33 protein-coding genes are annotated in these 26,183 nt (G+C 62.7%); 16 read left to right on the top strand and 17 right to left on the bottom strand.

Annotation, left to right across the window (positions count from 1 at the left end; genetic code table 11):
• Positions 1 to 277: 277 nt before the first annotated feature.
• A complete protein-coding gene (locus NKI01_RS13480) occupies positions 278 to 862 on the bottom strand; it encodes a sigma-70 family RNA polymerase sigma factor (RefSeq protein ID WP_036244131.1) in 585 nt (194 codons plus the stop codon).
• A gap of 290 nt (positions 863 to 1,152) precedes the next feature.
• On the opposite strand from NKI01_RS13480, the gene NKI01_RS13475 reads away from it, so the two are divergent.
• From NKI01_RS13475 to NKI01_RS13465, 3 genes are all read left to right on the top strand, one after another.
• Positions 1,153 to 1,356, top strand: a complete 204-nt coding sequence (locus NKI01_RS13475; protein ID WP_023676144.1) for a hypothetical protein — start codon at positions 1,153 to 1,155, stop codon at positions 1,354 to 1,356.
• 127 nt (positions 1,357 to 1,483) lie between these two features.
• Positions 1,484 to 1,777, top strand: coding sequence for a DUF982 domain-containing protein (locus tag NKI01_RS13470; RefSeq protein WP_352493907.1), 294 nt, complete (start codon positions 1,484 to 1,486; stop codon positions 1,775 to 1,777).
• A gap of 70 nt (positions 1,778 to 1,847) precedes the next feature.
• The gene (locus tag NKI01_RS13465) at positions 1,848 to 2,147 is read left to right on the top strand and encodes a DUF982 domain-containing protein (protein ID WP_352482820.1); all 300 of its coding nucleotides are present in this window, start codon (positions 1,848 to 1,850) and stop codon (positions 2,145 to 2,147) included.
• Between the two features lie 29 nt (positions 2,148 to 2,176).
• Here the strand turns inward: NKI01_RS13465 and NKI01_RS13460 are convergent, their stop codons facing one another.
• From NKI01_RS13460 to NKI01_RS13445, 4 genes are all read right to left on the bottom strand, one after another.
• The gene (locus NKI01_RS13460; protein WP_352493906.1) at positions 2,177 to 2,674 is read right to left on the bottom strand and encodes a hypothetical protein; all 498 of its coding nucleotides are present in this window, start codon (positions 2,672 to 2,674) and stop codon (positions 2,177 to 2,179) included.
• Between the two features lie 85 nt (positions 2,675 to 2,759).
• Positions 2,760 to 3,350 carry a LysE family translocator gene (locus tag NKI01_RS13455; protein ID WP_352494026.1) on the bottom strand — a complete coding sequence of 197 codons (591 nt, stop codon included), beginning with the start codon at positions 3,348 to 3,350 and terminating at the stop codon, positions 2,760 to 2,762.
• Between the two features lie 49 nt (positions 3,351 to 3,399).
• The gene (locus NKI01_RS13450; RefSeq protein WP_352482822.1) at positions 3,400 to 3,585 is read right to left on the bottom strand and encodes a hypothetical protein; all 186 of its coding nucleotides are present in this window, start codon (positions 3,583 to 3,585) and stop codon (positions 3,400 to 3,402) included.
• A gap of 84 nt (positions 3,586 to 3,669) precedes the next feature.
• A complete protein-coding gene (locus NKI01_RS13445; protein ID WP_502895875.1) occupies positions 3,670 to 4,500 on the bottom strand; it encodes an SIR2 family NAD-dependent protein deacylase in 831 nt (276 codons plus the stop codon).
• Between the two features lie 322 nt (positions 4,501 to 4,822).
• Here NKI01_RS13445 and NKI01_RS13440 point away from each other — a divergent pair, with 322 nt between their 5' ends.
• The 10 genes from NKI01_RS13440 to NKI01_RS13395 all read left to right on the top strand — a co-directional run bounded on the left by NKI01_RS13440 (position 4,823) and on the right by NKI01_RS13395 (position 13,933).
• Positions 4,823 to 5,488, top strand: a complete 666-nt coding sequence (locus NKI01_RS13440) for a heme-binding protein (protein ID WP_502897684.1) — start codon at positions 4,823 to 4,825, stop codon at positions 5,486 to 5,488.
• A 62-nt stretch (positions 5,489 to 5,550) separates the two neighbouring features.
• A complete protein-coding gene (locus NKI01_RS13435; protein ID WP_352963458.1) occupies positions 5,551 to 7,353 on the top strand; it encodes a methanol/ethanol family PQQ-dependent dehydrogenase in 1,803 nt (600 codons plus the stop codon).
• Positions 7,334 to 8,203 carry a substrate-binding domain-containing protein gene (locus NKI01_RS13430; protein WP_352855269.1) on the top strand — a complete coding sequence of 290 codons (870 nt, stop codon included), beginning with the start codon at positions 7,334 to 7,336 and terminating at the stop codon, positions 8,201 to 8,203. Before NKI01_RS13435 ends, NKI01_RS13430 begins: the two co-directional genes overlap by 20 nt.
• Positions 8,200 to 8,733: a c-type cytochrome gene (locus NKI01_RS13425; protein ID WP_023716601.1), complete on the top strand. Its 534-nt coding sequence runs from the start codon at positions 8,200 to 8,202 to the stop codon at positions 8,731 to 8,733. Before NKI01_RS13430 ends, NKI01_RS13425 begins: the two co-directional genes overlap by 4 nt.
• A gap of 38 nt (positions 8,734 to 8,771) precedes the next feature.
• Positions 8,772 to 9,746 carry a cytochrome c oxidase subunit II gene (gene coxB, locus NKI01_RS13420; RefSeq protein WP_352855270.1) on the top strand — a complete coding sequence of 325 codons (975 nt, stop codon included), beginning with the start codon at positions 8,772 to 8,774 and terminating at the stop codon, positions 9,744 to 9,746.
• Complete coding sequence (gene ctaD / locus NKI01_RS13415; RefSeq protein WP_352482829.1) at positions 9,743 to 11,719, top strand: cytochrome c oxidase subunit I; 1,977 nt, start codon at positions 9,743 to 9,745, stop codon at positions 11,717 to 11,719. Before coxB ends, ctaD begins: the two co-directional genes overlap by 4 nt.
• Complete coding sequence (locus NKI01_RS13410) at positions 11,716 to 12,321, top strand: cytochrome c oxidase subunit 3 (protein WP_352482830.1); 606 nt, start codon at positions 11,716 to 11,718, stop codon at positions 12,319 to 12,321. Before ctaD ends, NKI01_RS13410 begins: the two co-directional genes overlap by 4 nt.
• A gap of 1 nt (position 12,322) precedes the next feature.
• Positions 12,323 to 12,664 carry a hypothetical protein gene (locus NKI01_RS13405; RefSeq protein WP_023716597.1) on the top strand — a complete coding sequence of 114 codons (342 nt, stop codon included), beginning with the start codon at positions 12,323 to 12,325 and terminating at the stop codon, positions 12,662 to 12,664.
• Complete coding sequence (locus NKI01_RS13400) at positions 12,661 to 13,539, top strand: cytochrome c oxidase assembly protein (RefSeq protein ID WP_352482832.1); 879 nt, start codon at positions 12,661 to 12,663, stop codon at positions 13,537 to 13,539. Before NKI01_RS13405 ends, NKI01_RS13400 begins: the two co-directional genes overlap by 4 nt.
• The gene (locus tag NKI01_RS13395) at positions 13,520 to 13,933 is read left to right on the top strand and encodes a c-type cytochrome (protein ID WP_023716595.1); all 414 of its coding nucleotides are present in this window, start codon (positions 13,520 to 13,522) and stop codon (positions 13,931 to 13,933) included. The genes NKI01_RS13400 and NKI01_RS13395 overlap by 20 nt, the downstream gene beginning before the upstream one ends.
• Before the next feature lie 3 nt (positions 13,934 to 13,936).
• Here NKI01_RS13395 and NKI01_RS13390 read toward each other — a convergent pair whose 3' ends face one another.
• The 9 genes from NKI01_RS13390 to NKI01_RS13350 all read right to left on the bottom strand — a co-directional run bounded on the left by NKI01_RS13390 (position 13,937) and on the right by NKI01_RS13350 (position 21,067).
• Positions 13,937 to 14,740 carry a lanthanide ABC transporter permease protein PedC gene (locus tag NKI01_RS13390; RefSeq protein ID WP_023716594.1) on the bottom strand — a complete coding sequence of 268 codons (804 nt, stop codon included), beginning with the start codon at positions 14,738 to 14,740 and terminating at the stop codon, positions 13,937 to 13,939.
• On the bottom strand, positions 14,737 to 15,462 hold the full coding sequence (locus NKI01_RS13385) for a lanthanide ABC transporter ATP-binding protein PedB/LutE (protein WP_023716593.1): 726 nt from the start codon (positions 15,460 to 15,462) through the stop codon (positions 14,737 to 14,739). The genes NKI01_RS13390 and NKI01_RS13385 overlap by 4 nt, the downstream gene beginning before the upstream one ends.
• Entirely contained in the window at positions 15,459 to 16,427 is a 969-nt protein-coding gene (locus tag NKI01_RS13380; RefSeq protein WP_023716592.1) for a PQQ-dependent catabolism-associated beta-propeller protein, read from the bottom strand. The genes NKI01_RS13385 and NKI01_RS13380 overlap by 4 nt, the downstream gene beginning before the upstream one ends.
• Positions 16,415 to 17,593 (bottom strand): lanthanide ABC transporter ABC transporter substrate-binding protein PedA1, encoded by a 1,179-nt coding sequence (locus NKI01_RS13375; RefSeq protein WP_352493903.1) that lies wholly within the window; start codon positions 17,591 to 17,593, stop codon positions 16,415 to 16,417. Before NKI01_RS13375 ends, NKI01_RS13380 begins: the two co-directional genes overlap by 13 nt.
• 192 nt (positions 17,594 to 17,785) lie before the next feature.
• Positions 17,786 to 18,931 carry a pyrroloquinoline quinone biosynthesis protein PqqE gene (gene pqqE, locus NKI01_RS13370; RefSeq protein ID WP_051409553.1) on the bottom strand — a complete coding sequence of 382 codons (1,146 nt, stop codon included), beginning with the start codon at positions 18,929 to 18,931 and terminating at the stop codon, positions 17,786 to 17,788.
• Complete coding sequence (gene pqqD / locus NKI01_RS13365; RefSeq protein WP_023716589.1) at positions 18,901 to 19,197, bottom strand: pyrroloquinoline quinone biosynthesis peptide chaperone PqqD; 297 nt, start codon at positions 19,195 to 19,197, stop codon at positions 18,901 to 18,903. The genes pqqE and pqqD overlap by 31 nt, the downstream gene beginning before the upstream one ends.
• Positions 19,194 to 19,934 (bottom strand): pyrroloquinoline-quinone synthase PqqC, encoded by a 741-nt coding sequence (pqqC, locus tag NKI01_RS13360; protein ID WP_352493902.1) that lies wholly within the window; start codon positions 19,932 to 19,934, stop codon positions 19,194 to 19,196. Before pqqC ends, pqqD begins: the two co-directional genes overlap by 4 nt.
• Positions 19,935 to 19,948: 14 nt before the next feature.
• Entirely contained in the window at positions 19,949 to 20,881 is a 933-nt protein-coding gene (gene pqqB / locus NKI01_RS13355) for a pyrroloquinoline quinone biosynthesis protein PqqB (protein WP_352482839.1), read from the bottom strand.
• 87 nt (positions 20,882 to 20,968) lie between these two features.
• Positions 20,969 to 21,067 carry a pyrroloquinoline quinone precursor peptide PqqA gene (locus NKI01_RS13350; protein WP_352482840.1) on the bottom strand — a complete coding sequence of 33 codons (99 nt, stop codon included), beginning with the start codon at positions 21,065 to 21,067 and terminating at the stop codon, positions 20,969 to 20,971.
• 452 nt (positions 21,068 to 21,519) lie between these two features.
• On the opposite strand from NKI01_RS13350, the gene NKI01_RS13345 reads away from it, so the two are divergent.
• The 3 genes from NKI01_RS13345 to NKI01_RS13335 all read left to right on the top strand — a co-directional run bounded on the left by NKI01_RS13345 (position 21,520) and on the right by NKI01_RS13335 (position 23,650).
• Complete coding sequence (locus NKI01_RS13345; protein WP_352482841.1) at positions 21,520 to 22,605, top strand: M20/M25/M40 family metallo-hydrolase; 1,086 nt, start codon at positions 21,520 to 21,522, stop codon at positions 22,603 to 22,605.
• 166 nt (positions 22,606 to 22,771) lie between these two features.
• Positions 22,772 to 23,047: a hypothetical protein gene (locus NKI01_RS13340; protein WP_352482842.1), complete on the top strand. Its 276-nt coding sequence runs from the start codon at positions 22,772 to 22,774 to the stop codon at positions 23,045 to 23,047.
• Between the two features lie 81 nt (positions 23,048 to 23,128).
• Positions 23,129 to 23,650 (top strand): ferritin-like domain-containing protein, encoded by a 522-nt coding sequence (locus tag NKI01_RS13335; RefSeq protein WP_352482843.1) that lies wholly within the window; start codon positions 23,129 to 23,131, stop codon positions 23,648 to 23,650.
• A gap of 311 nt (positions 23,651 to 23,961) precedes the next feature.
• Here the strand turns inward: NKI01_RS13335 and NKI01_RS13330 are convergent, their stop codons facing one another.
• The 3 genes from NKI01_RS13330 to NKI01_RS13320 are packed head-to-tail and all read right to left on the bottom strand — an operon-like array spanning position 23,962 to position 25,993.
• Positions 23,962 to 24,876, bottom strand: coding sequence for a hypothetical protein (locus NKI01_RS13330; protein WP_352493901.1), 915 nt, complete (start codon positions 24,874 to 24,876; stop codon positions 23,962 to 23,964).
• Positions 24,873 to 25,268 (bottom strand): phage holin family protein, encoded by a 396-nt coding sequence (locus NKI01_RS13325; protein ID WP_352493900.1) that lies wholly within the window; start codon positions 25,266 to 25,268, stop codon positions 24,873 to 24,875. Before NKI01_RS13325 ends, NKI01_RS13330 begins: the two co-directional genes overlap by 4 nt.
• A complete protein-coding gene (locus NKI01_RS13320; protein ID WP_245278485.1) occupies positions 25,265 to 25,993 on the bottom strand; it encodes a hypothetical protein in 729 nt (242 codons plus the stop codon). The genes NKI01_RS13325 and NKI01_RS13320 overlap by 4 nt, the downstream gene beginning before the upstream one ends.
• Between the last annotated feature and the right edge of the window lie 190 nt (positions 25,994 to 26,183).

Here is a 26,183-nt window from a genome sequence, read left to right as displayed (position 1 = left end):
GGTCGCATGGATAGCTTGCAAATTCTTGCAAACTCGCACTGTTGCCACCAGAGTGAGGTGAAGGGACTAACATTTGCCAAGAGAACGCGATGTCTCGCTCAAGGGAAGATTCCGTCAGCACGCGTGCCGATCTGAGGATAGACCGGGAAATCGCTTCCTTGCTTGCGGCCATCGAACAGGAAAGGGTTCCTGACCGGCTGACCAAACTTGCGATTGAATTGCAGAACGCGCTTGTGGAAAGACGATTGCGCGAAACCAGCAATTAGCGTGACATGTATTAGCGGCGCCTCTCGGCTTCGAAGTCCAATTGTCCTTCGGATAGATAGCTGCGCCTTTCCATCAGCGTTTGCGAGGAACTTTCGCCAAGGTATTCCAGCACGCCGGCGCGTGCGCGGTTGAGCCGGCTTTTCACGGTTCCCACCGCGCAACCGCATATTTCGGCAGTCTCCTCATAGCTGACGCCCAGCACGCCTATCAGCATCAGAACCTCGCGCTGGTGCTCGGGAAGGCTCTGGATGGCCTGGTGGACTTCCTTGCCCTGTACGGACCATTCCTGCGTCGCTTCCGAGATCGGCCGCAGCGAAGCGCAGTCGAGCAGGCCAGGCGCTTCCCTCACTGCGGCTCTGACACGCGTGTAGTAGGTGTTGCGCATGATGGTGAAGAGCCATGACTTCATGCGCGTTCCAGCCTCGAACTTGTCGATGTTGGCCAGTCCCTTGGTCAGCGTCTCCTGGACCAGGTCGTCTGCATCATCGGGGGTGCGGCAGAAAGTACGCGCGAAAGCCCTTAAGGCGGGTATGAGGTGGACGATGGAAACTTCTTCGGTTTCGCGGGTCGCGAAGGCGTAGGCTGTGGGTGGCAATGGTCCAGCTCCCGTCCAGAATGAGTTCGTGAGCGCAGACCAGTTAAATGCATTGGGCGAAAGATCGTTCCGGCTGGCGAAAATCACCCGGCTCCAGAAACCGGAGAGGCTTGGCTGGGCACTCCAGCCGGCGGCGATATTTTTGACGGAACAACCACCGGTATCGCGGAGTTCGAATCGAGGTCGTCCGAAAATCCGGGGGACCGCCATTGGCGCGTCGAAACGCGATTCGCAGCGAGCCTTGGCCGCCACCTCAAGGACAGTCCGCCACCTCAAAACAGGAGGAATCCATGACAGGAAACAAGCACGCCAAAGGCAAAACGCCGGCCGATAGCGACCTTGCCAACGATCCCGGCATCGGCAGTTCCAAGGGCACGATCAAGGAGGGCGACCGGCTCGATCAGGGCGACAACACGTTCGAAGGCGATGTCGAGAACGACACCACGCCTCAAGGCGGTATCAATCCCCGGCAAAAGATGCGGACCAACAAGTGACGCCAGCATCGGCCGGCGCACGATCGAACAAATCCGCTGCAACCCGTGCACCAATCCCGCGTTAACGGGCATCGGCCTCGTGTCCGCATCGAGCGTTGATGCGACAGGCACTTTCGCGGAGACACAGATGACAAAAAGCTCGTTTGGCCGCCCCGTTCCAATTCTTGTCGGCCTTGGTTTCCCTCGCCATGTCGAAAATATGTGGCAGGCCTATGACGTCTTAAACGAATGGCCGAGCCGCGGCCCGGCGCACATGGCGGCGTTCAACGCCTGTCGCGCCGGGCTGGCTGACGAGGTCGATGCCGAGACGGTGCGCGCGGCGTTCGAAGCATTCGCCCAAAAAGCGGGCATTCTGGCGCACGATGTCGCCGCCGAAATACCAGCAGGCACCAATCCCACTGAGGTTCGCGATGTCGGCTAAAATGCCCAGCAGGCCATGTGACCCGCTGAGGCTAATTTATATCAAGGGTGGTTAAATCGGGAGGACCGCCATGCTGGAGATAAAGTTCGATGCTCCGGTTTGCATCTACTTCGGCAAGCCGGGCCGATCGCGAATGGTCAGCTCCGTTTTCGAGGCTTCTTACTGCCTCAAAAGCGAGAAATGGCCTGCCCGCAATGCCCCGTTGTCGCTGATGGCGGCAGATGCATTGGATGGCGCCCAGATCGGCCAGATTACGGCAGCGGAAGCCCGCGAAGCATTTATCGACGCGGCTTTGGAAGCGAAGATTCTTGTCGAAGGCGAGCCGCATGACACGCATGCCCCGACAGCCTTCATGCCGGACGGCGGGTGAGCTGGCAGGCTGCTTCCCCGCAGTGCCGTTTATCGCGAATGGCTGGCTTCCTCGGCCTTTTTCTTCCGCTGCTGCCTGAGGACCTCGTCGGTTCCGACCAGCTTCTTCGATCCGCCGGGGATCGCGGTGGAAACAACAGCCGGCGGGTCGCTTGCCGGGAAAGAATCCTCCAGACCCGCCTGCAGCTGGTCTTCTAGCGTCTGCGGCTCCTCCGAGCGGCCAGGGGTCCTTCGGGTGTCTACATTCTCCAGCGGCTGTGTCATGTCCGGTGAAGACCTGACTTCTCGAATCCAGCCATAGAGCTGTTCGATGGCAAATTCCTTCATTGTGTCGAAATCGGCCTTTTCGTCACGCGATGCCTCGATTTGGTCGACCATGGTCTTTTCGAACCGTTCGAGGCTCTCGCTTCCACACGCCCGGCAGAGACGCACCAGTGCCTCGCGCAATATGAGCGGCGCAAAGTGCGCTGTCGCCTCGAGCCTGAGCTGCTGCAAACGCTCCGGGGTGGCGGCTTGGACCTTCGACATGCTCGACCTCTTCGCCTTGTGGAGCATGTCAACGAAAATTGTCGGCGGATGTTCCATGACGCACCGCCGGTGCATCGCTCGATCCTCAGCGGTGTGCGCCACCACCGAGTGCCATGCGGATACCGAGACCGACGACGAAGCAGCCTGCCACGCGCTGCTGCCAGAGCCTTACCTTCGGTCGCCTCATGATCCAGGCCCCGAGCGTGCCGGATGCGAGCGCATATGTGCCCAGCACCAGCACACCGGTCATCTTCTGGGTGCCTCCGAGCAGCAGCAATTGCAGTGTAACCGATCCGCGAGCCGGATCGACGAACTGTGGAAGGAAAGCCACCATGAAGGTTATCGGCCAGGGATTTACCAGATTGGCGATCATCCCTTCGCGCGCAGCCGCGAGCGGCCCGACGGCCGCAGGCTTCTCGACTTCGACCCCGTCCGACGGCAACAATACCAAACGTGATCCAAGCCAAACGAGATAGGCCGCGCCCATCCAGCGAAGCATGGCAAAGGCAAGGGGCGACGCCTGGAGCAGCGACGATATGCCGAGGGCAAGGAGCGGCAACTGGACCATGCCGGCGCCGAGGGTCATGCCCAGAACGGTTAACAGGGCAACCTCCCGGCCCTGCCCGATGCCACGCGCCATCACCAGCAGACTGTCAGGCCCCGGCGGCATCTGCATCAAGATGACCGTCCCGAGAAAGGCCGCCCAAGAGGCGGGATCCATGCCGCTACTTCGCCCAGGTTTGGTAAGATGCCTTCGCGCTATCCTTCAACCGACCGGCATCTCGCATCATCTTGAGCGCTTCATCCCTGGTCAGGCCGCATTTGCGGGCAAAGAAATTGATCTCATAGACCTGCTCGGCCGACAGGCCATGTTTGATATGCACTCTTCGTTTGTGTTTGCGTTCGTTCATACAGGCTTGATCCCGTGAGACTTAGCCTCCCCAACTCACATTGGGCCGGCCGGTTCCCCACAGCTTCGTCACGGCGCAGGCTTTTCAGGCGCCGTCTGGCCGGCCGACCCTGTCCTTGAGTTCGTTCAGGAATGCGAGCAGCGCGTCCTCCGGATCGTCGGCCTCTTCGGTCAGCATATCGATGCCCCAGCGGCCGAGAACAGCCTCCTGGACGATGCTCGGCTGCGACATGAAGATGAAGGATTTCGGACGGCTCTTCTCGTAGCCCGACCGCTGCCAGGTCTGCCAAAGCCTATGCAGCAGCAGACGGATGTTCATGTCGGACATGCTGTAGCCGATGAACAGGATGGTGCGCCCCAGCGCGTCGGCCCGAAATTTCACATCGAGCGGCGAATCGAACGACAGCCGTTCAAAATAATCGGTCTCCGCCAGAACCAGCGATTTGTCGTCGTCGAAATCGCCGTGGAATTTGATGATCTGGGTGACCTCGCCTGTTGTCTTGGGCAAGTCCTTTGCATTGGCCACTTTCACAAAGGGCCGGCCATGGATCTCGAAGGCAACCTCGAGGTTGCGATCATAATTGGTGGTGTAGATGATCGGAAAATCGAGCGACACGATAAGCTTGTGGATCGCCGAGCCCCGCACTTTTTCCCGCGATACGCTCCATTCGCGATCCATCCAGCTGCGCAAAGGGCCGAGGCTCCCCTGCTTCAGCCGGTAATATTCGGCAAGGGCCTGATAGTTGGCCTCCGGTGCGCCGATCATGTCCTCGTCGAGGCCGAGCTCGTTTTGCATGTGCTCGATGAGCTTTTGCCAGGACGGTAAGCCGACGCTCATCGATACTCCGGCGCCAACGAACAAGACCGCTCGCCGCTCTTTCACCGATTGAGCCAGTTGCTCGACTGCAGACAGCATCCGACACAACTGCGAACAGCGCCCTCCGTTCCGGCCGAGCCCGACCACCGCGGGAATAACTCCGATTTGCGGTTGAATGAGAACGCCCGGATCAACTATCCCGAGCGCCGGCCGCCGAGTTTGGCCGACGGAATCCGACATTTATTTCATTCCATTTGGCACTTCTGCGCCTCTCGCGCGTTGGGAGTGTTCAACAAAGACGGCGCAGCTAATGGATCGCCATCGGATTGTCTCAGTAGCATTATGTCTGTTCCTGCTTACAATCGGCGCCGTCCAGCAAAAGGCTTGGGCTCAAGCACCTTGCCCGGCCGACCATGACAAATTGCTGGCCGCCCTCAAGGCCAACGTCAAAGCCAGCGGCGGCCCCGGCAATGGCGGCTTCGATACCAATGAATGGGCGGCAATCGTGGCTCGCGACGGAACTGTCTGCGCCGTCGCCTTCAGCGGGCCTACCGCCGACGCCCAGTGGCCCGGCAGCCGACTGATCGCCGCCGAAAAAGCCAATACGGCCAACGGGCTCAGCCTCGCGCAGATGGCTTTGTCCACCGCGAACCTCTACGCGCCGGTGCAGCCCGGCGGTCCTCTATTCGGCCTCCTGGCCACCAATCCGGTCAATCAGGCGGCAGCCTATGCGGGCGATCCTTCTACGTATGGAAGTTCCAGCGATCCATTGCTGGGAAAGCCCATCGGCGGTGTCGTCGTGTTTGGCGGTGGCCTGGCTCTCTACGACGGCAAGGGGATCGTCGGGGCCCTCGGGATAAGCGGCGATTCCTCTTGTGCCGACCACAATGTCGCCTGGCGGGTGCGGGCCGCACTCGGGCTGGACAAGGTACCGGCCGGCGTCAACCCAAACCGCAAGGACGCTATCATTTTCGACCTCGATCCCGGCGGCAAGAGCGCTTCCGGCTGGGGCCATCCATTGTGTGCCGGAACCGAGGCGGACGTAGCCGCAGAGCTTGGCGCCGGTGTCGGCGGGTCGATACGCTAATGAGGCAAGTGCGACAGGTGGCAGCGAAAACCAGTGTGTCAGCCAAAAGGGGAGAAAGGCCAATGGCTGCGATGCTGGGATGGACGCTGCTGGCAGGCTTCGCGCTAGTTACCACGGCGGTTGCTCAGTCAACGTCAAGCTTTGCGATAAATCCGCCGTCCGCAGCTGCTCCGCCCGACGACGGCCAGTGGGCGATGCCGGCAAAGAACTACGCCTCGACCCGCTACAGCGAACTTGCGGAAATCACCGAGGACAACGTCAAGAACCTGCAGGTGGCCTTCACATTCTCCACTGGCGTCAACAAGGGCCAGGAGGCTGCGCCCCTGGTCGTCGGCAACACGATGTACATCGTGACGCCGTTTCCCAACATCCTCTACGCGCTTGACCTTACCAAGCCCGGCGCGCCGATGAAGTGGAAATTCGAGCCGAATCCCGAGCCTGCGGCGCAGGGCGTTGCCTGTTGCGACGTGGTCAACCGCGGTGCGGTCTTCTTCGACGGGCGCATCTATTTCAACACGCTCGACGGCCATACCATCGCCGTTGATGCAGCCACCGGCAAACCGGTCTGGAACACCCATATCGGCAACATCAATATCGGCGAGACCATCACCATGGCGCCGCTGGTGGTCAAGGGCAAGGTGCTGGTCGGCAATTCCGGCGGCGAAATGGGCGTGCGCGGCTGGATCAAGGCGCTCGACGCCGGCGACGGGCACGTCGTCTGGACGGCCTACAACACCGGCCCGGACGCCGAGGTGCTGATCGGCCCCGATTTCAAGCCGCATTACGACATGGACAAGGGCAAGGATCTCGGCGTGACGTCATGGCCGCCCGATGCGTGGAAGATCGGCGGCGGCAATGTGTGGGGCTGGATCTCCTATGATCCGGATCTGAACCTTATCTTCCACGGCACCGGAAATCCCGGCCCGTGGAATCCGGATCTGAGGCCCGGCGACAACAAATGGACCGCCGGCATCTTTGCCCGCGATCCCGACACCGGCGCAGCCAAATGGTTCTATCAATGGACCCCGCACGACCTCCATGATTACGACGGCATCAACGAGCAGGTGCTGCTCGACATGACTTGGCAGGGCAAGCTCCGCAAGGTCCTGGTCCGACCGGAACGCAACGGCTATGTCTATTTGCTGGACCGCACGACGGGGGAGGTATTGTCGGCGGTGCCGTTCGGGCCTGTCAATTCCAGCAAGGGCGTCGACCTCAAGACCGGCCGGCTGATTGTAAATCCCGACAAAAAAACCGGCACCGGCAAGGTCGTGCGCGACATCTGCCCCACCGCATCCGGGCTAAAGGACTGGCAGCCTTCGGCGTTCTCGCCAAAGACCGGCCTGCTCTACATTCCGCACAATAACATGTGCATGGACGAAGAAGGCGTCGAGGTGAATTACATCGCCGGGACGCCCTATGTCGGCATGAACGTGCGCATTATTCCGGGGCCGGGCGGCAATCGCGGCGCTTTCACCGCCTGGGATGTCGCCGCCGCCAAGCCGGCGTGGAGCCTGAAGGAGAACTTTCCGGTGTGGAGCGGCGCCGTCGCCACCGCCGGCAATGTCGTGTTCTATGGCACGATGGAAGGCTGGTTCAAGGCGGTCAGCGCCAGGACCGGCGCGCTGCTTTGGCAGTTCAAGACGTCGTCCGGCATCATCGGCCAGCCGATCACCTATCGCGGCCCAGACGGGCACCAATATGTCGCGGTCCTTTCGGGCGTTGGTGGCTGGGCTGGGGCGATCGTATCCGGCGATCTCGACCCGCGCGACGCCACCGCCGCGCTGGGCTTCGTCAACGTCATGAAGGATCTGAAGGATGTAACCACGCCGGGAGGTACGCTGTATGTGTTCCGGCTGCCTTGAGACGATCGGCCGAGTTGCGCGGCCACGGAGAACGCGACCGTGGCGGCTTGCCGCCGCGGTCGGTGCACTGGCGCTCTCGCTTGTTGCCCCCCTTGCCGATGCGCGCGAATTGAGAATCTGCGCCGATCCCAACAACATGCCGTTCTCCAATGCCGCCAGGGAGGGCTTTGAAAACAAGATTGCCGAACTCGTCGCCGAGGAGCTTGGTGCGACTGTTTCCTACACATGGTGGGCACAGCGGCGCGGCTTTGTGCGCAACACGCTGAAAGCCGGCCTGTGCGATCTGGTGCCCGGCACACCCGCCAATCTCGAAATGCTGCGCACCACCGCGCCCTACTACCGGTCTTCCTACGTCTTCGTGACACGAAAGGATGCGCCGGAAATCACGTCCTTCAACGATCCTCGCCTGCGCGATCTGCACATCGGCGTCCAGCTGATCGGCGACGACGGCGCCAACTCGCCACCCGTCCAGGCGCTCGGGCGCCGCGGCATCGTCGGCCATCTCATCGGCTTCCCGGTCTATGGCGACTATTCCGCGCCGAACCCGCCAGCACGCATCATCGAGGCGGTGGCGAATGGCGACATCGATGTTGCCGTCGTCTGGGGACCGTTGGCCGGCTACTTCGCCGCCAGGCAAAAAGCTCCGTTACGAATTACGTCGGTTGCGCCGCGTATCGACGGTCCGCTGCTGCCGATGATCTACGACATCTCGATGGCCGTGCGCCGCGACGACGATGCACTGCGCGGTGAGGTAGACGCAGCTATTGCCAAACACCGCGCCGAGATCGATACGATCCTGGCGGAATATGGCGTGCCTCGCCTCGACGGCGCCGGGGCGGCAGTGCGATGAACCGCGGCCTTCCATGCTTGCTGTCGGCGATGCTCGTCCTTGCCGCTTGCCAGCGCGAGGAACGCGACACGCGTCCACAGTCGGTGCTCGGCTCGGGCGACCAACCGGCGGCCGTGACGGCCCTCGAGCCGGGCGGCCAACGGCCGGCCTCGTCCGACAACAAGGCCGGCGTGTTCGAGGCCAACGCCTTCCACCTCAGCGAGGGCAAGCGTCTGTTCAACTGGTTCAACTGTTCCGGCTGCCATGCCAATGGTGGCGGCGGCATGGGCCCGGCCCTCATGGACCAGAAGTGGCTCTATGGCAGCTCGATCGAAAGCATCCACGCCACGATCAGGGACGGCCGGCCGAACGGCATGCCGAGCTTCCGCGACAAGATCCCTGACGACCAGATCTGGGAGCTTGCCGCCTTCGTCCGCGCGCTGAGCGGCAACGCGCCAAAGTCCGCTGCGCCGAGCCGCGACGACGACATGATGCCCCATCCATCCGAAAATCGCCTGCCGGACGCCGCGACGCTGGGGAAGTCGCCGTGAACCGCCTTCTTTGCAGGGTGTGCTGCAGCACAGCCTGCATGCTGCTCCTTGCAGGATGCAGCGGCTGGCAATCCGCGCTCGACCCGAAAGGCCCGGCCGCGGGCGAGCTTGCATGGCTGATCTGGTTCTTCACCGCGCTGTGCACGGCGGTCTGGCTTCTGGTGATGGCCGTGCTGATTATGCCATTGGCCCGGCGCCCGGCGCCGCTCGGCGATCCGCTTGTCCTCGACGCTGCCGCCGAGCGCAGCAAGATGCGAATTGTCGTCGCCGCACTCGCCGCTACCGCCCTGATCCTGGTCGGCCTGACGCTGCTGAGCTACTTCGCTAACCGGACGCTCGCCGCCATCGGCTCGGATGCGGCGCTGACGATCCGGGTGACCGGGCATCAATGGTGGTGGGAGGTGCGCTACGAAAACGATCAGCCGAACCGCATCCTGACGACCGCCAATGAAATCCACATCCCGGCGGGGGAGCCGGTGCGGCTTGTCGTGACCTCGACCGACGTCATCCATTCCTTCTGGGTGCCGAACCTCTCGGGCAAGCTGGACCTCATTCCAGGCCACGAGAACGTTCTCGATCTGAAGGCGGACAAGCCCGGCGTCTATCGCGGCCAGTGCGCCGAGTTCTGCGGCGCGCAGCATGCCAATATGAGCACCTTCATCGTCGCCGAACCCCGGCCGGTCTTCGACGCGTGGCTGAACGATCAGCTGCGGCCGGCGGTCGCTCCTGCCTCTGGCGAGGCAAAAGCCGGCCATGACCTATTCCTCAAACGGCCTTGCGTGATGTGCCACAAGATCGGCGGCACCATCGCCGGCGGTACGGTCGCTCCCGACCTTACACATATCGCAAGCCGGCAGACGCTCGCTGCCGGAACGCTGGCGATGAGCCGCGGCAATCTCGCAGCCTGGATAGCCGATCCGCAAGGGATCAAGCCAGGTGCCCACATGCCCGTGGTGGGACTAAACGGGGACGAGCTGAATGCGATCGTAGCCTATCTCGAAGGCCTGAAATGAGCAGCGCCGACCTAGCCCATGAGCGTGACCTCGCCCAGCAACGCGCCGCAGCACAAAAGGGTGACCTAGCTCCCGAGCATGACGGTCCTCGCGATACCGGCCTCGACGACGCCAGCCTTGACCGCTGGCTGGCGCGGACATGGCAGACGGCACCGGGCATCATCGGTGCGCTCTCGAGCGTCGACCACAAAATTGTCGCGCGGCGCTACCTGATCACCGCCTTCTTCTTCCTGTGCCTCGGTGGCCTCAGCGCCGTTGCCATGCGCATCCAACTGTCGGGGCCGGAGCGCGGGCTGATCGGGCCCGACCGCTACAACCAGCTGTTCACCATGCATGGCGTAACCATGATGTTCTTGTTTGCAGTGCCGATCGTTCAGGCGACTGGCATCTACCTCGTGCCGCTGATGGTCGGCACCCGCAACATCGCCTTTCCGCGCCTCAATGCATTCAGCTTCTGGATTTATCTCTCCGGTGGCCTCTTCGCCTGGGTGTCGTTTGCACTCGACATGGCGCCCGACGTCGGCTGGTTCTCCTATGTGCCGCTGTCCGGCCCTGAATTCGGGCCAGGCAAGCGTTCCGACGTGTGGGCGCAGATGATCACCTATACCGAAGTGTCGTCGTTGGCGGTCGCGGTTGCCACCATCGTCACCGTGCTGAAGCAACGCGCGCCGGGCATGTCGCTGGACAAGATTCCGCTCTACGTCTGGGCGCTGCTGGTCACCTCCTTCGTGATCGTGTTCGCCATGCCGGCGGTCATGATCACGTCGACGTTCCTGATCCTCGACCGGCTGGTCGGCACCCATATCTTCAATCCCGCCGAGGGTGGCGACGTACTGCTCTTCCAGCACCTGTTCTGGTTCTTCGGCCACCCCGAAGTCTACATCATTTTCCTGCCGGCCACCGGCATGGTGTCCTCGATCATCGCCGCTTTCGCCCGGCGTCCGGTATTCGGCTATCTGGGCATGGTTCTGTCGCTGATTTCGGTCGGCTTTCTGTCGTTCGGCCTGTGGGTCCACCACATGTTCGCAACCGGCTTGCCGAAGCTCGGCGCGAGCTTCTTCACCGCGTCGAGCATGCTGATCGCCATCCCGAATGGGCTGCAGATCTTCTGCTGGCTGGCGACATTGTGGGACGGAAAGCCGATAGTCAGGACGCCGCTGCTGTTCGTGTTCGGCTTCTTCTTCACCTTCGTCGCAGGCGGCCTGACCGGCGTGATGCTGGCCTCGGTCCCATTGGACCTGCAAGTGCACGACACCTATTTCGTGGTCGCGCATTTCCATTACGTGCTGATCGGCGGGTCGGTGTTCCCGCTGCTCGGCGCGACCTATTTCTGGTTCCCCAAGATCACCGGCCGGATGATGAACGAGCGTCTCGGACGCTGGCACTTCTGGCTTGCCTTCATAGGCTTCAATGCGGCGTTCTTTCCGATGCACATTGTCGGGCTGTGGGGCATGCCGCGCCGGGTCTACACCTATCCGGCGGAGCTCGGCTGGGGCAACATCAACCTGTGCATCACAGCCGGCGCGGTCGTCCTGTTCCTGAGCTTCGTGCTGTTTACCATAAACCTGGTTCACAGCGCCTTGAGGGGCGCGCCGGCCGGGGACAATCCCTGGAATGCGGGCACTCTGGAATGGGCGACAATGTCTCCGCCGCCTAACTACAATTTCGCCCATATTCCGGTGGTTACACATGCCGAGCCGCTGTGGGCCGAACGCGATACGCTGCCGGTGGCGACTGGGCTTCGTGTCGACGTGCGCGAACTTGTTATTTCGACCGTGGCAGAGGCGCATCCCGATGTGCGCGAGAAGTCGGCGACGCCATCGATCTGGCCGTTATTCGCCGCCCTCGCCGTGGGCGCCACCTTTCTCTATTCGATCTTCAGCCCGTGGGCGGTGGTCTGGGGAGCCGGGCCGATCGCCATCACCTTGATCGGCTGGTTCTGGCCGAAAGGCGATCCGGAGGACGAGGAATGAAACAGCGCCCGGCCGCGGATCTTTCCGAACTCCCGACCTTCGGGCTCGGACCGCGCAGCCCGACCTGGTGGGGCACCCTCGCCTTCATGGCGCTTGAGGGCACTGGTTTCGCGCTCGCCGCAGGCGCCTATCTCTACCTTGCCTACCTGTCCCCCGAATGGCCGCTCGGCGTGCCGCCGCCCAACCATTGGCCTGGCACCATCGTCATGCTGTTGCTGCTCGCCAGCGTGGTGCCCAACCACATACTGAACCGCTACGCCGAAGCCTGTGCCATGGTGCCGGTGCGCATCGGCCTGCTGGTGATGTCGCTGCTCGGCATCGCACCGCTTGTCGTGCGCTGGTTCGAATTTCCGGCCCTCAACATTTATTGGGATACCAATGCGTATGGCTCGATGCTGTGGGTGCTGCTCGGCCTCCACACCACACATCTGATCACCGATGTCGGCGACACGCTGGTGCTGACGGTTCTGATGTTCACGCGCCATGGCTATAGCGGCCGGCGTTTCGGGGATGTGGGCGACAACGTCTTCTACTGGGATTTCGTGGTCGCGACCTGGATCCCGATCTATCTGTTTATTTACTGGACGCCGAGGCTGGGTTGAGATGCGTGCGGTTCGGTACGGAACTTCCTGGGGTGGGCTGTTGTCGGGGCCATTGGCCTGGGCGGTATCGACGCAACTGAACTACGCGGTTGTCGAGTGGCAGTGCGCTCACAGGATTGCGATCATCCCCGTCATTGCGTTGGTGTTGGCGGTGCTGGCCTTGCTCGGCGGCGCGCTTTCGTGGCGGGCGCGACAGCAAGGCGGCGCCGCCTTCAAACCGGAGCGTACGCGCGGCACCGAAGATTTCGTCGCCAATGTCAGCATTCTAAGCGCGGTGCTGTTTACGCTGGTAATCGTCATGCAGGGCGCTGCCTCGCTCATTCTTGACGGCTGCATACGATGAGCTTCGAGGCGCTCTTCTCGACCTCGATCTGCTACGGTGCCGGCGCCCCTCAGGCCGGTTGGACGCTGGCGCTGCCAATTACGCTGCCGTTGGCAGCGATCGCACTGCTTTACACCGCTGGAGCCGCTCGGTTGTGGCGGCGGAGTGCTCGCAGCCGCCCGTTGCGGCTGTGGCAAGCCCTGCTGTTCGCGGCCGGCTGGGTCATTCTGGCAGCAGCGCTGGTCAATCCGCTCCATGCATTGGGTGAGCGCGTTTTCACCGCCCATATGATCGAACATGAGCTGCTGATGGCGGTGGCGGCGCCCTTGCTGGTCGCCTCCTGTCCGGCCGCGGCGATGATGTGGGCATTGCCGATCAAGCTGCGGCAGGCGCTGGGCACAGCCGGGCACGCCAAGATGCTGCGAGCGGTTTGGGTCGCCATCAGCCGCCCTGCAGCCGCCACCGTCCTGCACGGCGTCGCGATATGGGCGTGGCACGTTCCGGCCCTGTTCGAGGCAGCGCTTGGACAGGGTGCCCTGCACTATGCGCAACATGCCAGCTTCCTCGGTAGCGGCCTGCTGTTCTGGTGGGTGCTGCTGCCGCGCCCCGGCCGCGAACAAGCCTATGGCAGCGCGGTCATGCACCTTTTCTTCACCTCGCTGCACACCGGCCTGCTCGGAGTGCTGCTGCTGGTCTCGCCAAGGCTGTGGTACCCGGAAAACGCCGCCGGCGCAGAATTGTGGAGCCTTAGTCCGCTCGAGGACCAGCAACTCGCCGGTTTGGTGATGTGGGTTCCGGCCGGCCTGATCTATGGCGGCGCGGCGTTGCTGCTGGCTGGCCTGTGGATCCGCTCGAGCAGCCGAAAGGAGGCGCCGCATGCGCTTCACGCTGTCTAAAGCCATAATCGGCGCTGCGGTAATTGTCGTGCTCGTTGCAGCCCTGGCCGGGATTGCGTTGTACTTCGAGCAAAGCCGTCGGGTCGAGCAGAAGGCCGACAATGCGACCGGCGGTGTCGGCGCCCGCGCCATACCGATCATGATGGCCAATGGCTGCGCCGGTTGCCACACCATCACCGGCGTTCCCGGAGCGCAAGGGCTGGTCGGCCCGCGCCTCGACGCCAGCTTGGCCAACCGGGTTTACGTCGGCGGCGTCTTGTACAACAAGCCGGAAAACTTGATCCGCTGGATCCGTGCGGCAAGGGAGATCAGCCCGCATACGGCAATGCCTTCGACCAGAATTTCCGAGCAGGAGGCGCGGGACGTGGCTGCCTACCTCTATTCGCTCAAATGAAAGTCATTGCTCGCCGCGTCGCGACCACAGACCACGACCGGGATCATAAGCGGCCGCCGCGGCGAGGAAGAACACGACGAGGCAGGCCAGAACTACTTGGCATGAGACCGGCTCGAAGCGCAGATAGAGCGCGAAGCGGATCAGCTCGACTGCATGGCTGAACGGATTCAGCGCTGCGACCGTCGCAAGCACCGGACCAGCCTCGGCAAGTCGCCACAGTGGATAGAGCGCGGTCGAGGCGAAGAACATCGGAAAGATGACGAAGTTCATCACCCCGGCGAAATTCTCCATCTGGGCCGATACTGACGAGACGAGCAGGCCGAAGGCGCCAAGCATCAGCCCGGACAGCACCAGCGCCGGCAGAACCGCGAGATAGCCGAGCATCGGTGGCCGCACGTCCCAGTAGCGCGCGATCAGCAAGAACAGGTACACGAGCGGCAGGCCGACGACCACACTGGCGAGCAGGCGAGCGCCGAGCAGATACCAGCGCGGCAGCGGCGCGGTCAGCAACAGACGCATGCTGCCCATTTCGCGGTCATAGACCATTGCCAGCGAACTGGCCATGGCGTGGAACAGCAGCATCATCGCGGCCAGCCCGGGCACCACATAGACTTCATACAGCACATAAGTCTGGTAAGGCGGCGTGATCGACAGGCCGAGCACGGAGCGGAAGCCGGCGGCGAAGATGGCCAGCCATACCAATGGCCGGGCAATCGCCGAGATCAGGCGGCCGCGCTGGCGCAGCGTGCGAAGCAGTTCTCGCTGCAAGATGCCGATGAGCGCCCGCAGCGCATGACGGGTTATCATGCCGACTCCGTCAAGCGAGCGAACGCGTCTGCCATGCTGCCGACGCCGAGTTCGGCGGTAATGCGATCGGCGCGGCCTGCCCATCGCACCCGGCCGCCGTGAAGCACGACAACATCATCTTCGGCAGTCACCTCCTCAAGGAAATGCGTCGCCCACAATACCGCAATGCCGCGTTCGCGGCATAAGCCGCGAACATGCTGCGCCAGTGCCCGGCGCCCGGGCACGTCCAGTCCGGTGGTCGGCTCGTCGAGCAGGAGAAGGCGCGGCTGGTGCATGAGCGCACGGGCGATCTCGACACGCCGCCGCTGGCCGCCCGACAATGAGCGGATGGGATCGCCGAGCCTGTCGAGGACTTCGAGGCGGCCGAGTTCCTCGCGTGTTCGGACCTTGGTAACGTCGGCGGCAAGACCATGCAGGGCGGCGTGATAGCGTAGGTTCTCGCCCGCCGTGAGATCGAGATCGAGCGTCTGCTGCTGGAAGACGACGCCCATCTGGGCGAGCGCGGTCGCAGGGTCGGTGCGCATGGCGTGTCCGAACACTTGCACCGAGCCAGAACGAGCGTGATAGAGACCGGTAATCAGCGAGAACAAGGTGGTCTTGCCGGCGCCGTTGCGACCAAGCAGGATGCACATCCTGCCCTGCTCGACCGAGAAGGAGATAGCGTCGAGCACCCGCCGGTCCTTGAAACTGTGCCCCAGATTGTCGAGCGACAGCGCTTTCATGGCCCAACCACGACGCCCCACGGACCGCGCCCGACCGGCAGCGATTTGACCACCTCTTCATTCTCAAGGTCGATGACCGAGATATCGCCGGAATTGCCGTTGGCGCTGAATAGGCGTCTCTGATCGTCTGCCAGCGCGACGTGCCATGGCCGCTGGCCGACAAGATAAAGGCGGCGCACCGCCAGCGTGGCCGTGTCAATCTCGGCGATCCGGTTTGCGGGACCCAGCGCGACATACGCAGTGCCGCCGTCACGCGACATCTCGATGCCGACGGCCTGGACGCCTTCGCGGCGAATACCCGGCACCTCAAACTGGACCTTGCCGGTTTCAGCCCGTGTTAAGGTGTCGAAGACCGTCACCGTGCCGCGGATCTCGGAAGAGACCCAAAGCCGCTTTGCGTCCGGGGAGAACGCCGCGGCGCGCGGTCGCGTGTCGACCAGCAAATTATCCACGAGATCGAGCGTGCCGGCGTCGATGAGATGCAGCATGCTCGTCGTCTCCGAGGTGCAGGCGACGTAACGGCCGTCCGCGCTGACCGCCATTCCCTCGGGCTCGACACCGACATCGACGTTGCCGATGACCTTGGCCGAGGCGATTTCCACTACCGAGACCAGATTGTCGTTCTCATTGGCCACAAACAGCCGCTTGCCGTCGGGATGCACGACGAAGAATTCCGGATCGGCTCCCGAAGGCAGTTGGCCGACCACTCGTCTCTTGGCAAGGTCGACGACATCGATGCGATTGTCGTCGCCGACAGCGACAAAGAGGGTCTTCTTGTCAATGGAAAGCGCCAGTCCGCGCGGCCGCCGTCCGACGTCGATCGTTGCCGAGAGGCTCATACTTGCCCCGTCGACGACGGCAACCGCATTGTCCTGTTCGTTCGACACGTAGACGGTTTCGGCAGCAACAGGACCGACCGAGATAAGCACGGACACCACCAGGAGGATTGCGGTCAAAAGCGGCATGCGCTCTCCTCGAGATCGATGCCAAGCGTGTCGAGCGGCGTCCGCTGATGCAGGAAGCCGGGCTGCGGCGAGGCGGAGACCAGCAGGCGAGGCCCAGCAATCAGGATCGGCTGCCGCAGTTGCCCGTCCCATGGACGAAAATTGAGCCCTTGGCCTTTGAAACCGGGGAGAAGAAAATCGTCGCCGCGCACGTAGCCGGCGATGGCTGACGGATCGACGCTGCGCAGCCGCGTCGCGGCCTCGCCGACGCTGCGCACGGCGAGCCAGGCGGCATAGTCGCTCGGCGTCATCCATCGCCCCGCCTGCTTCCGGAAGCGGTCCTGCAACTGCGTCGCTCCCCATTCCTCGGTGACGGCGCTCCAACCGGCCGCAACCAGCCCTTGCGTGCCGGCGACCGGTCGCGGCAGTGCCGTGCGGTCATCGAGATAGGCGCCGAATTCGTCAGCCTCGTCGGCGACGACCAATACATCATAATCGGCGACCTGCGTGGCGGCCGGTATTTCTGACTGCAGCGTGACATGGCCGGTATCAGCGCGTCCGTTCGCCGGACGGAACGTCCATGGCTGGTCGACGGTGATTTCGGCCCCGAAACGTTGCGCCGCGCGGCGAAAAGCGGCGGCCATCGCCTGGTCGGCAGAATGCGTGCCGACAAGCAGGAACCAGCGCTGCCAGCGCTTCCACACCAGGTACTGCGCCAGGCCGTCGGCGAGCATGGCGCGGCTTGGAATGGTGTGTAGCAGGTTCTTCCTGCAGTCCTGCTGGCGCAGCGCATCGTCGGTAGCGCGGCTGTTGAACAGCAGCATCTTCTCGGCGCCAGGCGCCGCAAGCGCCTGCGTGAGCGGCACAGCGTCAAGATCGGCGACGACAAACGCAAGGCCGGCGCCAGCGAACTGGCCTATCGCGTCCGATGCCGCCTCGGCGGGCTTCAGCACTCGCTCCTCCAGCCGGAAATGCTGGCCGAGAAAGCGCCCGGTCGTATTGTCGTCGGCGATGCCAAGACGTGCGCCTTGCAGCCCGTCATCTGTCGCGAACTGGTCCAGCGGACCCAACTGTAAGGGCGGCTTGCGCGACTGGCCGAGATAGCCGATTACCACCGTCTGAGGCTCGGCAAGACCGGGAGCAGCGACGAAAAGCAACAGGGCAAGAACAGCAAGCGCCAGCCTCATTCCGCTGCAGCTCCCTCTCCCGCAGTGACTGACCGAGGCGGAGTTGGATTAATTCCCCGCCATTGAAAAGGTTCCACTCTGGATATTCACGGCCTTGTGGTGACGGCTGGTCAGATCTGGATCGGCCTCACCTCGACTGTTCCTTCCAGCCGCCGAGTGAGAACGAGGGTGGCCCCGGACTCTTGATCGAGATCATGTGCGGCCGATACGGCGAAAGGCAAAGGGCGGGATGAGGTCTCCGCCGGTCCTCGCATCGGACGGCGGAAGCGTCTCCTCGAGCAGCATCGCCATCCGGGCATGGAGGGGCGACCTGACGCATACGGGATCGGCCGCCGCAGCATCGCCGGCCAGCGCCAGCGCCTGGCAACGGCAGCCGCCCCAGTCGACATCACGGCGCTCGCAGCTGCGGCAGGGTTCCAGCATCCAGTCCGTCCCACGGAAGGCGTTGAATGCCGGCGAGTCCCGCCAAATGTCGGCCAGCGGCCGAGAGCCGAAGCGCTCGAATCGCAGCGATGGAATGGTCATCGCAGCATGACAGGGCAGCACCAAGCCGTCCGGTGCGATGACGAAAGCATCGCGCCCCCAGCCGCCCATGCAGGGCTTGGGATAGGTCGCAAAATGATCCGCCACCACGAAATCGATCTCCAGCACGCCGACAAGACGTGCCCGTGCGGCCTCCACGGTCGCGACCTGATGCTCTATCGAGGCGCCGTCGGGCAGCAGATAGCGACGATTGAGCAACGCCCAGCCGGCATATTGCACGTTGGCAATCTCCAGCCGCTCGGCGCCGAGCGAGAGCGCCAGGTCGATGTAATCGGGAATTTCCGCGATGTTGTGCCGATGGATCGGCGCATTGATCGTCAGCGCCAGTCCGAGGGCCCGCGCATGTCTGGCGGCAGCGAGCTTTTGCGCGTGGGCGCCGGAATGGCGTCCGATCCGCGCGGTGGTTTCGGCATTGGCACCCTGGAAGCTCACCTGAACATGGTCTAGCCCCGCGCTGGCAAGTGCTTCCAGACGGATGCCGGCAAGGCCGACGCCGGCCGTGATGAGGTTGGTGTAGACACCGGTTTGCGACAGCGTTGACACGAACTGTTCGAGGTCCCGGCGCAGCGTCGGCTCGCCGCCCGAAAGATGCACTTGAAGAACGCCCATAGCCGCCACTTGCTCGAACACGTCGAGCCAGCGTTCCGTCTCCATTTCACGGTCGGCTTTCAGCAAATCAATGGGATTGGAGCAGTAGGGGCACTGCAGAGGGCAGCGATGCGTCAGCTCAGCCAGCATCGCGATCGGAGGGAACGGCGCCTGCGTCACAGCCGCACCAACAGCCGGTCTGCCCATTCCTGCAGGAAGGCGCCGACGTCGGCGTCGATTTCCTGGCCCTGACCGTCATATTCGCAAGCAAGCTCCCTCACGATGGCACTGATTGACGTCTTGCCGTCACAGCGCCGGAGGATGTCCAGTCCGATTGCATCGGGCCACAGAACGCGCTCGGGTGCCAGCACCGCCCAGGCATTCCGGACGGGATCGAAACGCAGGCGTACATAGGGCGCGAGGCGCGGGCGAGATTGCGCCGATACAATCCCTCTCCGGCGGTCCGCTGTCATCCGTTGGTCTCCGGCCGGAAGCAGCCAGGGGGTATGACGCCGTCACGCCCATATGCGTAGTCGAGCGCGTCGAGCATCGCCCAGAGCACATCGCACTTGAAGACCAAGGCGTCGACAACCTTCTGCTGACGTTCCGGCGTATCGGCGTAGCGAAGCACGTAGCCCAGCGCGAAATCGGAATCGCGTGCGGCCTGATCGGGCCGCCGATCGAAATAGGCGAGCGTGTCGGCCCTGACGAAGTCGTATCGCGCCAGCATCGCTGGCACGCGTTCTGCGATAATATCGGGCGAGAAGAGTTCGGTGAGGGAGGAAGCAACTGCTTCGAGCAGCGTATGGGACGCGCAGAAATTGACATACGCCTGCACCGCGAAGCGTGTTGCCGGCAGCGCCAGCCTTTGGCTTTTCACCTCTTCCGACTCAAGGCCGAGCGACGTCGCGAGATGCAGCCAGCGCGCAATTCCGCCACTCCGGCCGTCCTCGCCGTCATGGTCCTCGATGCGCTTGCGCCATGCGGCCCTGAATGCCGGATCCTCGGCGTAGGACAGGATGGTGGCGTCCTTGCGCGGGATGGCCGCCTGATAGCAGTAGCGGTTGAGCGCCCAGGCCTGCAGCTCGGTCTTCGACATCGCTCCCTCCACCATTCTGCGATGGTAGGGGTGTCGGTTGTGATAACGCTCGCGGCCGACCTGCAGAAGGACTGTGCGCAAATCTTGTTCATTGAGGCCGCGGCCGACCACGTCGGAAAAATCGTTCACAGCATGAGCTCCATCCGGTCTTGCGCAATCTCCCATCCAGCTGCGCGCACCGCCGCGTGTTCGGGCGATTCCTCGTCCAGAACCGGATTTGTGTTGTTGATATGGATGAAAATCCGGCGGTCGACCGGCAGGTGGTTCAGACATGCGATCGCACCGTTCGGTCCGGACATGGCGATGTGTCCCATGCGCGCGCCGGTCTTCACGCCCACGCCGGCCGTGATCAGCTCGTCGTCCGTGAACACTGTGCCGTCGAGGAGAACCATGTCGGCGCCGGCAATCCGTTGCCGCAGCGATTCATCGACGGCTGTACAAGCGGGAATGAAGAGCAGCGAGCGGCTCCCCTCCATCAGACGAACCCCGATCGTGCCGCCATCGGCGGAACGGAGCTCCGGATCCTGTCGGCCGCCATCTTCAAGAAAGAGCGCCACCTTGCCAGGAACGGAAAACACCTCGATGCGGATGCCGATTTCCGCGCCCTCGGCATCGCAAAGATCGATGAAGCCTTCAGGAGGAAGGCAGCGGCGCGAAACAATCTGAGCATCGAGGACATCGAAGATCGAATTGGAGGCGATAACCGCCAGAACCTGCTCCGTTGCATAAAGAGCGAAGGGTTGCCGCTCACGCAAGCTGAGGAGCCCCGAAATCTGGTCGATCTCGGCGCCGGTCAGGACGACGGCTGCCAGCGGTGTGGCGCGTGCCGACATCTCCGGATGCGGTTGGAGTTCAGGGTTTTCAGCAATCTGCTGGCGGATATCGGGAGAGGCATTGAAAAGCACCCAGTGTCGCCCGTCTGGAGATGCCGCAACACTCGTCTGAAGACGCGGGCGGACCCCAGGATTACCCGCCCGCGCGGCCCTGTTCAGCCTGTCGTTGGCGTTCCACTGAGGAAAACCGCCACCCGCGGCGGACCCGATGATCCTAATCCACACGCCGTGACAAACTCCGCGTTTCTCTATTCCAGCAATGTCGCGAACCGGTCGAGCACAGCCGATGCCGTACCCGCCGGTTGCGTAATGTCATTTCTTTGTGGTGATTTCGGCAGGCAAATAGCGCGATATCTCCATTCCCGCCGCGACTTCGCACATGACGGGCTTCTTCCAAGTCTTCTTCTTCATGTCTTTCTCCGATCTGGCTGCCTTGGAAATACCGCAGCCAATCCCATAAGCACGCAGCCCAAGCTTTGTTCCCGACAGGGTATGCGAGGGGTGCTCTTTCGGATTGGGCGTCGGACGCTCGCGTCAAAGAAAAGACAGATCAACCGAAAGCGGAACCGGGGTGGCGGATGTTCGCGCGAAGCTTACAGCATCGGCCGGCCACCTGTGACCAGAAGCAAGCCCCGGTGAAACAACCGGCTTCTGACGAAGCCAGGAGGATGTAAGCCGGCGCAACGCAACTCTTGAGGAAATCGCCCTGCTGGCGCTAAGCTCGTTCTCCTGCATCTTGTATCGGGCACAATGATGAACGGTGAGGCGAAAAGCAGCCTGTCCGGGCGCGCCATGCGCTGGGCCATCGCATTGACCGAGCAGAAGAGCGTCACCGGGACCGGCGGCGAAGCCTCGTTCGGCCCGTGGCTGGCAGACGAGTTACGCCGCGAAGCCGCGTTTCGCCACGCGGAACCTGGACCATAGAGGTCGAGCCGGAAGATGGCCGCCATTGCGTGGCGATGCTGGTCCGCGGTACTGGCCGCGCCACCATCGTGCTGACCGGTCACTACGACACCGTCACGACGCGCGACTATGGCGATCTGGAGGATCTGGCCACCCAGCCGCAACAACTCACCCAAGCGCTAAGAAAAACTTTGGCCATGGCCGAGGCGCCTGCCGTGAGGCGGGCGCGGGACGACTTCGCCTCGGGGGAGTTTCTCGCCGGCCGCGGGCTGCTCGACATGAAGGCCGGTTTGGCCGCCGGGCTGGCGGTTTGCGCCGCATTCGCCGAAAGCACCAACGCGGCGGGAAACTTTCTGTTTATCGCGGTTCCCGACGAAGAGAACAATTCTGCCGGTGCGCGCAAAGCGGCACAGGTTCTCACCGAGATAGCCGGCGAGCACGAGTTGGACATTTTCGCGGCGATCAATCTCGATGCGATCGCCGACGACGGGGACGGCAGCAAGGGTCGCGTCATCGCGCTTGGAACGGTCGGCAAGCTGCTTCCGACGGCCCATGTCGTCGGCGTTCCCGCGCATAGCGGCTTTCCGTTGAGTGGCCTGAATGCGGCGACCATTGCCGCGGCCATAGCCGCCCGGGTGGAATGGGCATCGGAGCTGACCGACGACTCCCGGTCGCTTCCGGGTACACCGCCGAGTCTGCTCAGCATTCGCGACGGCAAGTCCGGCTATGACGTGACCACGCCGGCTGCGGCGTTCGCCACCTTCAACGTGCTGAGCTATCGCCGGACGCCGGATGAGGTGCTCGAACGCTTCGACCGGCTTTGCGCCGATGCTGCTTCGGCCTGCCTGGCGGAGTTGAAGCGGCGGCGGCACTTCCAGCACGGCAGCGCCGCGATCGATCTCCTCGAAACAATCCCCCTGCATCGTTACGAGGCAGTGCTGGACCGTCTCGACGCGGAGGCAAGATCGAGGCTTGGCGCCGTTGGGGCTTCGCTTGCCGCCCGCGATCTTCCACTGCCGGAGCAATGCCGGCTGGTCACCGACTAGGCATGGCGATTGAGCCGCTTGCCGGGACCGGCAATCGTCACCGGCTTCGGCTCGATACCTTACTTGCCGACGAACCTTTCGGACCGGCCGGCAGCGGCGCGGCTGCGGGCGATCGCTTCGGACGTCGCGGCCGACGCAAGCGCCCGCTATGGCTCGGCAATCGGCTGTGCGGATTTATTTCGCCGGCATCTCGGATATGAGCTTCTTTGGCGAGGCGGCCGAGTCCGGTCTCAAGGTCGTCGCCCGCAACACGCCGATGTGGCGGGACGGCATTCGCTGGCCGAAGTCAGGTGGGCTAGCCAACATTCCCACCATCAATATCGGTCCGTGGGGACGAGACTACCACACGCCGCCTGAGCGGCTTCACATCGGCTATGCTTTCGACGTCCTGCCGCAGGTCGTGAGCGATGTTTGTGCAGCGCTGCTTAAAGAGCAAGGATAGGTACGAGTCCATCAAATCTCGCCAGGAACAAATCGGCGAAGCCGAGGTTTGGTTCTACAAATCAAATCGCGAGGAAATCCTATGGACACTGACGTCAACTCCGAAACCCGTTCGATCTTCATTGTTGGGCTGCGCAACGCCCACGCCATGGAGAACCAGGCACTTTCGATCATGAAGCCTCAGGTCAAGCGGATCGAGAACTATCCGCAGGTCGCCGATCGCCTGCAGCAGCATATCACGGAGACCGAAGGGCAGATCGCCCGGCTGGAATCCATTCTGGATGGCCTCGGCGAGGACCATTCCACATTGAAAGACACGGCCATGTCGATGGTCGGCAGCATGGCGGCGATGGGACATTCCGTAGCCGGCGACGAAATCCTCAAGAACAGCTTCGCCAACTTTGCATTCGAAAATTACGAGATCGCCGCCTACAACTCATTGCTCGTACTCGCCGAAGCCGGAGGGTTTAGTCAGGCAACCAACTCTCTTCAGCAGAATCTCAGCGAAGAAGAAAAAATGGCCGACTGGTTGAAGCAGAACCTTCGCGCCGTCACCTTGCAATACGCCAGGCTGCGTGAGGCGGGAGAGACCGCCAAGAGTTAGGCCGCCCCGCTGGGGAAGAGGAATTCCTGACAACCACCCCAGCCGAATTGACGGGGTGGTTGTTTTTTCTGGGATCGGAAGTGCTGCTAAGGACCGCGCGCCACGCGTCGGCCAGACACGCTTCCTTGGAGCCCGAAGAACCGAACGGATTCAGAGCTAAGAATCCGAACGGATCGGAGCGCCCCGGTTCTGATGGCTTGAACGCCGCGATCCCATTTGTCTGCGGAAGGTTGCGGACTCCTGGCCGACTTCGATGTTCCCACCGCAAGGCGACCCGCGGTCGAAATCACCAGGAACGACCGGTGGCAGCGCTATGACGTCGATTTGGGAGCCTCGTCGGTCTCCGGCAAACGATCGCGAATGGCTTCCTCGGTTTTGCTTGCCGTCTTTTTCACGACTTTCTCGACGCGGTCGACCAACGTCTCGGCGTCGCCGCTGGAACCCTGTCGGTCAGCCTCTTCCTTTACAGTCTCATATGCTTCGGCGGCGACCTGCTTGGCTTGTTCCACGCCTTCTTCAAAGACTTCTTCGGCACTGTCACGAAGCTTGTCGCGGTAGGGGCCGAGTTGCGCGTCTTCCGCGGCGGTGTGAGGCAGCATCACGCCGATGGCGGTGCCCACGGCAAGGCCCACCGCGGCCATTGCCAGAGGTTCGCGCTGGAACAGGTCCTGCGCCGACTGACGCACCCGCCCCGTGATATCGGTGGCGGCCGAGCCGACCTGCCCGGCCGTGCTTGTCAATCTTTCTTTGGCGCCGCTCGCAACGTCTGCCACAGCCTCAGTCGCACCGCCTGCCACGGAAGCGACCGAACGAGCGGCATCGGAGAGCATGGAGCCGGCGGAACCTTCGCCCTCGGCACCGTACTCATCGCCGCGTGAGCCCTGCCAGGCCCCGCCCAAGCCCCTCTGGTCAGAGAAGTTTCGGGTGGCGTCATGTTCCCTGCCGGTCGAATAGGCACCAAGTGCTGAACTGTCTACCGACGTGCCCTTGCCAAGCATCAGCCAGGCCAGGCCCGCGCCGACCAATGTAAGCGGCAACGGATTGTCCCTGACCTGAGTCTTAAGATTGCTGAGCATGGCGGATCCCTCGCCGCTGAACATCCCGGTGAATTCGTCGATCAGTTGGCCCGGTGTCATCTTGCTGCGGATCGAGTCTGCGGTATCTGCCACTCTGGCGCGAGCAATATCAGCATCGCGTTCCAACTCGGCTGCGGATTTGTCGGTCATCTTATCTGTTCCTTGATCACGCGTGCGTCGCGTTTAAGTTGGTCTTGTGTCCGGTCGGGGGTCAACTCTGAGGGAGCCATGCTTGCCTTGCCGGACCGCAAGAGTACGACGCCCAGTACTGCCACCACGACGCCGACCAGCAGCGAGGACCATCCGGCCCCCAGCCCGGCGCTCGCCAAGGCAATCACCAGCGCCTGCAAAAGCACCATCAGGGCGGCAAGCAGGCAAATGACGCCTCCCATTACCTCCACGGCGCCGGCGCCGACCTTGCTTACCTTTTCCGACATTTCAGCCCGCAACAGCCTGCTTTCGGTTTGAAGCAGTGTTGTGACCTGCTGTGCCAGATCGCTGACAAGGGTTGTCAGGCTGCGAGTGTCCTGATTGTCAGTCATGGGTTTCGCTCCAGGCTTGCATTGGCCCAGTCATCGCCGGACTGATCGGATCCTAGCGGGGCCGGCTCAACTGCCTCTGCCGATTGCCATCCGAACTCATTCGAGCGAGGACCCGTCTCGGGCGCCCGGCCTGTTTCCGACTGGCCCGGTGCTCCGGTTTGGGCAGAGGGTGGCGAGCTCTTGATGAACCGCCCCAACGCGAGGCCTGCCAATACCGAACCGGCGATCAGCGCGCCCGAGTTTTCGCGGCCGAACGACTGAATTTCGCCAAGCACCTCGTCGAACGGTTTATCCTTCAGGGACGAGGAAAGCCGCTCGAGCCCGCCTGCGGCGTCAAGGGCGAATTTCGAAGCGGTCCGTTGATCATTGTTGGCAAGATGCTCGCTTGCCGCGCGCAATGCGCCGCTGAAGGCCTTGAGGTTGGCGCTCACGTCGCGCTGCGTTCCCTCCGCCTTGTTGAACAATGCTTGCTTTGCTTCCGATGCGTAATCTCCGGCTTTCCTGGTGATCTCGTCACGCGCATCGTGGAGCGCTTCCGTCGCGGTCTGCTTTTCCCGTTGTAGTCTTTCCGAAAGCTCGCTTCTGGCTGTCTCGAAATCGGCCGGCTGACGGCCCTGATCGTCCTGGTCCTGCATGGTGTCTCCTAGTGGAATCCGAGGAAGGAGAGGATCGCAAGCACGACGACGACGAGGCCGATGAGATAAATAACACTGTTCATGGCGCAATCTCCTCCACTGCGCACCGAACTTGCCTGTGCTTCCCGTGTTCCCTCGGACGTCATCTTTTTTGGTAAGCGAAGCCTAACCCGCCTCAAGACGGGATCTTGTCCTGAGTTGTGTGCGTCAAGTTCTGCAAAAATGGCGTGGCAGTAGCTGTGACGTCGGCGTGTCCGCCGCGCAGCCCCCGTGTTTAGCG

Source organism: Mesorhizobium sp. M0815, assembly GCF_040319995.1.
Classification (GTDB): Bacteria; Pseudomonadota; Alphaproteobacteria; order Rhizobiales; family Rhizobiaceae; genus Mesorhizobium.
This window is presented reverse-complemented; position numbering and strand designations above follow the sequence as displayed.